This is a genomic window from Photobacterium sp. GB-72 (genome assembly GCF_003026095.1).
In the GTDB taxonomy this organism is placed as follows: domain Bacteria; phylum Pseudomonadota; class Gammaproteobacteria; order Enterobacterales; family Vibrionaceae; genus Photobacterium.
In genome coordinates, this window is sequence record NZ_PYNV01000034.1 from 1 (window position 1) to 8,085 (window position 8,085).

The following is an 8,085-nucleotide window of genomic DNA, read 5'->3' on the forward strand; positions in this document are numbered from 1 at the left end:
AAATTTATTTTTGGTCGCTTTCCCTCATTAATACATCTATCAAGTACAAATACCTAAATAGCCACGTTTAGGTATTTGTACTGCACTTGCAGTCAATAGTTGCAGGGATTCAGCAACATACATTTCCTAAACCTCCACCTAGTAACACTCACCACCAATTAATCCATATTGGATTCATTCAAGGAAACATTCTTATGTCAGAAGAAAAAAAAGATGAGAAGCAGGTAAGTGCCTCACTTATCGTAAAAGGCTGTACGTCACTGAGTTTACATTTTGGACTTATTGGCGGAAGCAAAAAAATGAACTTCACTGAGCTAGGTTTGAACATGAATCTACCTCAAAGTATGGTCGGACGTGCTTCCAAAAAGGTTCTACCGGCTGAAGTTTTAAAACCTATGTCAGAGCTGAAAGAAGAAGTGCTGACGTACCTAAAATCCATTGGCTTTTGTATTCATGGGATTTGGCACATTGCTAACTCTCATTACGATGAAGCCAAGGAATACTTGGAACGTAAAGAAATTGAATTTTACGATCTAAAGAAAAAATTAATCATGAATATCCATCAAATCACTTGTGATTGGGCGGATTCTGTCGATAAAGAGATCCCCGATCTCAATCTTGGTGAGCAAATTCGCTCTGGTTCGTACAATGCGGATTATTTATCTCGCCAGCTACGTATGGAAGTGATGTTTCTTGAAGATGCTGAAGCTATCGCAGCTCGCAGTTTATTTGAGTCCATTGCTGATACCGCAAATGAGAAATATCAGCAATATTCTAAAGAAAACTTTCAATGTAAAAAGCGAAGCTGTCTAAATACCTTATTAGACATTCGTAAGCGACTTGAAGTTTTAGCGTTTGTTGATTCAACAGCCTCGAACGGTGCCATTAAACGCATTGATGCTTTTATCAACTCATTACCAAAGACAGGGACACTTGAGGCTCATAAAACTGAGCTCATAGAGATTTATTATTTCTTCTCAAATCCCGCGAATATCCAAATGCTAAATGACAATTATCAAGCACCGGCTGATGAACGTTCTAAAGCATTGGACATCACTGATGATGAGATTGCTCAAAGCAAGAAGAAAACTGTGAAGCAAACCACGCCTAAACCTGAAGAGCCAACCAGTCATGTATCGACTAAAGATATGTTCTCGGACGATATGTGTATCTTCTAAACGCACCCACCACCAAATGCCTCATTACGAGGCATTTCTTTTAAGGAAACACTCATGTTAAAAAACAACGCACACATTGCTGTTAATGCATTAGCAGACAGCTTGGACGTTAATATTACTGTAAACGGCAATATCGGCCGAAATGGTAACACAATTTGTTTGCCACATTTCGACACAACCAATGCATCACAGGTTGATGCTGCATGGGGTTTCGCGGCTTTATCTGCCGCAGAAATTCGCTACAGCACGTTAACCCTAAAAGGGAAGCCAGCATTGTTTTGTAACATTGCTAAATCGCTTAATGAAATTTGGTGTGCATTATCAATGATCAAAAAGTGGAAAGGTTTACCGTCGATGTACAACAAAACATCAATGTTAATTCCTTTCTATGAGAACAGTGATCCTGCCACTATTTTGCATGATTGCATTCGATACGATGCGCTCGTTAATTGCCTTGGGGCGATTAGTTACGCTGAACGTTTAGATGCAACTGTTAATATTGCTAACCACATATTTGGTGATGCACTGATTAACGCAGTTAGTGAATTAACAATGCAAGTTTCTGCGGCAACGTCGAGTCAGGATATCATCGCAATTACCTCTGAAATCTGGTCATTACTTGAAACACAAGTACAGAACGATGATCAAGGTAATCAAAATGAGCAATCATCGAATGCTGACAGTTCAAATGAGCAAAAGGCTGACGGTGAGCAATCATCGAATGCTGATAGCTCAAATGAGCAAGCGGCTGATGGTGAGCAATCATCTAACGCTGACGGCTCAAATGAGCAAGAGGCTAATGGTGAGCAATCATCTAACGCTGACGGCTCAAATGAGCAAAAGGCTAATGGTGAGCAATCATCGAATGCTGAAAGTTCCAGTGAGCAAGAGGCTGATGGTGAGCAATCATCGAATGCTGATAGCTCAAATGAGCAAGAAGTTGATGGTGAGCAATCATCGAATGCTGATAGCTCAAATGAGCAAGCGGCTGATGGTGAGCAATCATCGAACGCTGACGGTTCAAATGAGCAAGACGCTAATGATGAGCAATCATCAAGTGCCGATAGTTCTAACGAACAAGGTACTGGTGGTGAACAATCATCTAACGCTGATAGATCCAGTGAGACAGAAGCTGATGGTGATCAATCATCTAACGCTGACAGTTCTAACGAACACAGTGCTGGTGGTGAACAATCATCAATTGCAAACGCTATAAATGAGGCGATGCAATCTAACAAAATAGAGCGTTCTTTATCAGATACATTGGCTGATAAAATTGCTCCTACGCAAAATCCAGAGCCATTACTGAAACCTCAAACCACGCAAGATTGCTATCAACCAGGTGCAAGTCATTTAGATAAATTCGCTCGTTATGAAAGTTCAGCTCTCATTGCTGGTCTTGCAGAGTATCTAAAAACTCAAACTCGGCATAGTGAGTACTACAAGCGATCTGGACGTCGTATTTCGCAACGTGCGGCAATTGAACTAAAAAAGGGTAACAGCAAGATATTCCGTCGTGTTGACGAAGGTTTTTATCCAAACACTGCGGTATCAATACTTGTTGATTTATCTGCTTCCATGCGAGAGCGGGAAGAAGCAGTGAAAATTGCTTGTATATCGCTACTTCTCGCTTGCGCCAATGTAGATCAAGTCAAAATAGAAGTCCTGACTTTTCAGGGAGGGGCTAATTCCATAAACGTTGTTAAACCTTTCTATGGTCACAATCACACGAAAGGTTTTGATAATGTGCAAGCAAGTGGTGGTACGCCACTTCAATCGGCCATATCAACGGCGGCTGTGCGTTTATTATCTCAACAAGATATTGAACGCCACTGTTTGTGGGTGTTAACCGACGGAGAAGTTAATGACGACTCAAAACATTTAATAAGAGAATTAACTCAAGAGCGAGTCGATGTTCTTGGCATGTTTATGGGTCATGCTTCACCTGAAGCAAAAAATTACATGAGGAAACTGTTTGGTGAAAGCTGGATTCACGCTGAGAAAACCAGTGACATTAACACCAAAATCTTCAAATTAGCTCAATCACTTATCATAAAGGAGATGTAAACCATGTATGACCAAAACCAGCCTCCTTTATGGAAGCGTGTTAAAGAGTTGTGTGATAGTCAGAACTTATGGCTCAACGTGTTTGACGAGCTAGTAGGCGGTGACTTAACCAATTTAACTAAGGAATTTAATCCTCAACGCCATGCCGCGACTAAATGTGCTTGCCCCGTTCATGGGGGCAAAACAGGAAAAGCGTATGGTTTGCTAAAACATTCGGCACAGTCAGGCGCAAGTGTCTGTAATTCGTGCGGTGTATTTAAAAATGGCTTCGAAACCATCATGGCTTGGACTCGCTGGGAGTTTAAGGATGCAGTGAGATATATTGCTGCTACAAAAACAGTCGGGTTAATTGAAAGTAATTCCAATTACCGCGGTCCAACCAAGCCAAAGCCTCAATGGGAAGCACCCAAAGTCGATCAAGAAGCTGAAAATCGCAAACACGAGCGAAATGAGCGCTTTTTCAACGAAGCTTATTCAATTGAATCGGAAAAGGGTCAATTGGTATATGCCTATTTTGGAAATCGCGGCATTAATCTTGATGATATTGCGAAGCCAAATGTGAAACGCTTTTTTGGTGATGTTCGTGTTCATTTAGCGATGCCGTATTGGGCGTATGTTTGGGATCACGACACAGGCAAACTGACAGAAAAACCAGTAAAGATTGCCGAAACGCCAGCGTTACTCAGTTGGATACGTAATCCACAAGGCAAACGCTGCAACTTGCATGTGACGTATTTAACCGAAGATGGCTTTAAAGCCACTGATTATTTATGGCAACGATGGTGTGAAGTCAGCGAGATTAATCCCGACGACGTACCAGAGTCATTTAGGAAAAAATACGGGCCAGATGCTAAAAAAGTACGGACTGCGATAGCAGGAAAGGAAATTAGCGGCGGCGCACTGCAACTTGGTTTACCCACTAAAATCATGGCTGTATCGGAAGGACTAGAGAATATCGCATGTTTCATGTCAGATTTTGACAATGAAAAAATTGCGGCTTGGGGGCTTCTAAACGCAACCATGATGGGAAAATGGGTACCACCACATCAAGGCAATCGTTCTGTCGTTGAACACGTCCTTATCTTGGCCGATCACGATAAAGCGGGCATTGAAAATGCCGTTAAACTACGAGAGCAATTGGCTCGTTATGGGGTCAAAGGCCACATCATTACACCGCTCATGCTCTTCGGTGAAGGTCATGAGGCGGGATTTAATGCAAAAACTGACTGGAATGACGTCTATCAGCATTACGGCAAAGGGTGTCTAACTGAGTTATTTGACGAAGACTTCTTTGCTGACATGTACAAAATGGACGATCCAATTGGCATACCACTACCTATTTTTGAAGAGGAGTAAACTATTGAAGGAAATATGCGTTTTTATTTTCGTTTCAGTAATAACTGTACTTTGGGGACTCTTTATCGCGCTCCCACTACGTGACCTAATAGCACCAACCTATGGTGTTACACAAATAGTAGCGGGGCTCATTTTGTTCTTTGGACCAATATATTGGGCTCACAAACTTTATAGCTACTTGGTTAATCGCCTATAGCTTTACCACCACCACACAAAAACCCGACCACTCTAATAAGTGTCGGGTTTTTCTTTTTAAGGAAATTCCAAAATATCGAAAGCGAGCTTGAGCGATTAAACTCAATCAATGATTCGTTGGGAGATATAATATTTACATCGTTGTGGCAACCTCCTGCAGATATCGATGCCTACCTCGCCAAAGCGAAAAAATCAGCTAAAAAGAGAGGCGAAGCTGAGGGTTTAAACCCATGCGTTGCCTGTAGTGTCTGATAACTTACAACAACCTAAGCCACTTTATAACTAGACGTTATAGAGTGGCTTTTAACTTTTGGTGATTTGGTGTCACAATTGTGCTACGTTTAGATATACGCGTGATCTGAAAGCGTTTTAAATGATCAAACCTCCATCAATAACTTCCCTGCCTTGGAAGAAATCTCACTCTATAACTTTCTCATGCCTGTCGAGAGTCAAAAGTTAGTGACGGTTTAAACCGTTATGACTAATTTTTGATTTTTGCCAACGGCAAATAGAGCGCTGGTACTTATCGCTCACTGCAAACGCAGAACACCATCAAACCACCATTAAACCACTCTTAAATTTCACCACCTGTCGATTCACGACATAGTAAAAGGATAACAACGATATGGCGTTAAACCGTTTAATTTCGAATCTAAAAGATCTGGCAAAAGCACAGGCTGCAAAGCAGTACTTGTATAATCCTTTGCCTAATTCAACATGGCTAGATACATACGTTTCAATTACTGAGATGCAATGCGAGCCAAATACAATTTCGCAACTATTAGTAAATAGTGACACTCAAATTGACACAGTAATTAAGGAATTACAGCGAGAATATCATTCACTTTATTTGTACTCGTTGCAAAATATTAAGGTTACTTTGGAGTACCTAAATAGCGAAGATATTGACGTTATTGAAAATGCAATTAGTTCAGATATTTGGCTAAATGAAGATTGCGTTAAAGATGTGAAATCCTCTTTGACTCAAATAACACAAAAATACAACGAACTCGTCAATTTAGACGATTCGCTTACTTAACCACTAAAAACTTTCATAAGATCCACATATTAAACCATCTAAACGCGCCAACTCTGGCGTCTTTAATACAACCACAAAGGAAAACACTCTCATGAGTAAATTTCTATCACTCAGCATGTCAGGTACTGTTTCTGAAGTGCTAGTTGAGTTAGAGGAAACGGGCAGCACAATCACTGGTTTCACTCCTGTTATTTGTGCTGAAGAAGCCAGCGATGCGTTTAATGGTGTATATGACCAATTAGACGTCATTACGCAACAACTAATCAAAGCTGGTCATCAAGTGTTCGTCAAACAACAGTTCAGTGCTGATATCTATCAATTAGCATCTGAGATTAATAATGATCTAACGCTGGATGACATGGGCGTTGATGCGTTACTTACTTCAATCCAAGTCATGATTAGTAAAAACCAACTAGGAGAATTAAATGCATAATGCTCAATTAATCAATGAGTTAAAATCGCTGTTAATTGAACTTCAAGAAGATGAAGAACAGCTAATTGCACAAGCAAAGCAACATAAAGGTAAAGATGATTATCGCCATGGTTACTTTTGCGGTGGAGAAGTTTTCACTACAAAAGTCAGAGTACAGTTAGAGGAAAAACTGCGTAAACATGGTATTCAATTTCCAGAATGTAACACCATAAACCAATAAGTAACCCACCACCACCACAAGCGAATTAATCGCTTTCTTTAAGGACAACACAAATGGCAACTTTTATTGATAACATCGTGAAAGCGATGGACAAAATCGTTAAAGCTGAAAAACAAAAAGGGTTATTAACCCACTACCTAACTGATCTTGAAATTGACATTGAAGAGATCACCTATGGCAGTCAATCAGGCATCAATTATCTTTGGATAATTAAAGCTAACGGTTGTGGAACGTGGCTGTATGACGCGAATGCATCTGGCAAGGATTACGCCTTACAATCTGAACCAGATAATACTACCAGTATCTATCTCGTAAGCATGACAGGTATTAATCGTGGGTATATATCACGTATATCGAAAGCGGATGCACTTAGCTATCAATATGATAAACCGAAGAACTTAATCCCACGTAGGAAACATACGAGTCAGGTACTTTTTGATGTTTTCCCCGGTATTAATATTAAAGAAACAAAGCTGTTTTGCGACTGGCGAACCAACCCAAACGAGTCTGTGTTGCTTAAGATTAGCTATAACAGTCACTCGAAATGTGTATCAATTGAAGCCAAACGAGAAGTCATTAATCCATTTGATTATGAAGATGAGAGTTTAATTGAACGAAACCTTCGTTACACTCTGCCATTATCAATTGAGATGATTAATCGTCTCGGCCAAGCCAACAAACCAACTTACGTTGAAATCAAAAACACACAACAGTTTTATGCCAAAAAAAGGGAATTAACCCAAGACGAGTACAATGCTCTAATGGACAAACCTATTCCTGTTTAAAAACCAAATTAGTAAAGCAATCACTGTGTGATTGCTTTACTTTCTTTCCCGTTAAAATAAAAAAATAACTGCTAATGCTCTTTTAATATAAAAAGCATTATCAGTCATTTTGTCTAAGGAGTGCTTATGCTTACAGATGGACGATTACGTTTATTAAATTGTTTATCACCTGAACATAAGTGGGTCACTATCAATGAAACGATGCGAGCCTTTATCTTAAAAGATGGTGTGTGGGTTTTATTTTGCACACAAAAACAACAAGGTATTACTAACTGCTTATCTAATGATGTAGTAGAAGTTGATGCCAAAAATGAGAATGCTTTTCTATCAAAGGTAGCTAAATTACGAGGTTACAAAAGTGTCAAATCATTACTCGAGCAGTACAACGCGGCATGAACTCAATGAAATATTATCTGAATCAGGATTAGCTACTTTCATTGAAAAATTAGAATCTCACACTGCACCAATAACGGCGGCAGCAATTCAGTATCGCTCTACTAAAGATAATGAAATTCATTCACTATTTTACGGTAGACACCCACTCACAAAAACACGCAGAACATGTGCATCCACTGGCTACTGACTGTATAATGCATGTAATCATAACGGATTTTTCATAAACGGAATTGCCCTTAGTGGCTGCTATTATCAAAACAGGTAATAGCAATGAAAAAACAATACACCTCTTTGTTATTGGCAATGCTATTGGCGATGCCAGCCTCTACGCAAGCCAGTAATGAAGACATTGAACTCAAGCAACTTGTTAGCCAAAGTGAACAAATTGACAATACCGTTACGCTATTTTCTCAGCT

The 8,085-nt window shown here is 39.8% G+C and carries 8 protein-coding genes; all 8 read left to right on the forward strand.

Annotated elements, in window-relative coordinates; all coding sequences use genetic code 11:
* Positions 1-194: 194 nt before the first annotated feature.
* The 8 genes from C9J40_RS21530 (at position 195) to C9J40_RS21565 (ending at position 7,669) form a co-directional block, all read left to right on the forward strand.
* Complete coding sequence (locus C9J40_RS21530) at positions 195-1,178, forward strand: DUF3150 domain-containing protein (protein ID WP_107247950.1); 984 nt, start codon at positions 195-197, stop codon at positions 1,176-1,178.
* A 54-nt stretch (positions 1,179-1,232) separates the two neighbouring features.
* Positions 1,233-3,245 (forward strand): VWA domain-containing protein, encoded by a 2,013-nt coding sequence (locus C9J40_RS21535; RefSeq protein WP_107247951.1) that lies wholly within the window; start codon positions 1,233-1,235, stop codon positions 3,243-3,245.
* Positions 3,246-3,248: 3 nt separating this feature from the next.
* Entirely contained in the window at positions 3,249-4,601 is a 1,353-nt protein-coding gene (locus C9J40_RS21540; RefSeq protein ID WP_107247952.1) for a toprim domain-containing protein, read from the forward strand.
* 820 nt (positions 4,602-5,421) lie between these two features.
* A complete protein-coding gene (locus C9J40_RS21545) occupies positions 5,422-5,835 on the forward strand; it encodes a hypothetical protein (RefSeq protein WP_107247953.1) in 414 nt (137 codons plus the stop codon).
* 91 nt (positions 5,836-5,926) lie between these two features.
* A complete protein-coding gene (locus tag C9J40_RS21550) occupies positions 5,927-6,268 on the forward strand; it encodes a hypothetical protein (RefSeq protein WP_107247954.1) in 342 nt (113 codons plus the stop codon).
* Entirely contained in the window at positions 6,261-6,488 is a 228-nt protein-coding gene (locus C9J40_RS21555; RefSeq protein ID WP_107247955.1) for a hypothetical protein, read from the forward strand. Before C9J40_RS21550 ends, C9J40_RS21555 begins: the two co-directional genes overlap by 8 nt.
* Positions 6,489-6,541: 53 nt before the next feature.
* Complete coding sequence (locus C9J40_RS21560) at positions 6,542-7,273, forward strand: hypothetical protein (RefSeq protein WP_107247956.1); 732 nt, start codon at positions 6,542-6,544, stop codon at positions 7,271-7,273.
* Between the two features lie 126 nt (positions 7,274-7,399).
* Positions 7,400-7,669 (forward strand): hypothetical protein, encoded by a 270-nt coding sequence (locus tag C9J40_RS21565; protein ID WP_107247957.1) that lies wholly within the window; start codon positions 7,400-7,402, stop codon positions 7,667-7,669.
* Positions 7,670-8,085: the final 416 nt, after the last annotated feature.

Coding starts and splice junctions, on each gene's coding strand:
- C9J40_RS21545 (WP_107247953.1), top strand. CDS start 5,422: ATGGCGTTAAACCGTTTAATTTCGAATCTAAAAGATCTGGCAAAAGCA.
- C9J40_RS21530 (WP_107247950.1), top strand. CDS start 195: ATGTCAGAAGAAAAAAAAGATGAGAAGCAGGTAAGTGCCTCACTTATC.
- C9J40_RS21540 (WP_107247952.1), top strand. CDS start 3,249: ATGTATGACCAAAACCAGCCTCCTTTATGGAAGCGTGTTAAAGAGTTG.
- C9J40_RS21560 (WP_107247956.1), top strand. CDS start 6,542: ATGGCAACTTTTATTGATAACATCGTGAAAGCGATGGACAAAATCGTT.
- C9J40_RS21550 (WP_107247954.1), top strand. CDS start 5,927: ATGAGTAAATTTCTATCACTCAGCATGTCAGGTACTGTTTCTGAAGTG.
- C9J40_RS21565 (WP_107247957.1), top strand. CDS start 7,400: ATGCTTACAGATGGACGATTACGTTTATTAAATTGTTTATCACCTGAA.
- C9J40_RS21555 (WP_107247955.1), top strand. CDS start 6,261: ATGCATAATGCTCAATTAATCAATGAGTTAAAATCGCTGTTAATTGAA.
- C9J40_RS21535 (WP_107247951.1), top strand. CDS start 1,233: ATGTTAAAAAACAACGCACACATTGCTGTTAATGCATTAGCAGACAGC.